1 pseudogene is annotated in these 250 nt (G+C 45.6%); it reads right to left on the bottom strand.

The features are described 5' to 3' along the window. Nucleotides 1-250: pseudogene (locus AAEY94_RS20785) on the bottom strand (IS3 family transposase); the annotation flags it as partial.

The raw sequence follows: 250 nt of genomic DNA, 5'->3' as shown, positions 1-250 counted from the left end.
GTCCGGTTTATCACGCTTCAAGCGTTTCCTCGGCTTAATTCGTAGATTTAGCTCCAATTCTCGGTAAATCCTATACACCCGCTTATGGTTCCATCGGTAGCGTTTCACGTTACGTAAAAAGTAATAACATAGCCCAAACCCCCAACTCCGATGGGTTGATGTCAGTTGCTGTAACCAGTCGGCTATTGCAGCGTTTTCATCACTGAGTTTTGCCTGATAGCGATAACAGCTCTCACTGAGTCCAAACAAG

Origin of the sequence: Shewanella sp. AC34-MNA-CIBAN-0136 (assembly GCF_040309945.1) — a bacterium.
In the GTDB taxonomy this organism is placed as follows: domain Bacteria; phylum Pseudomonadota; class Gammaproteobacteria; order Enterobacterales; family Shewanellaceae; genus Shewanella.
Note: the sequence above shows the minus strand (reverse complement) of the source record. Positions and strands in the feature narration are given on the sequence as shown.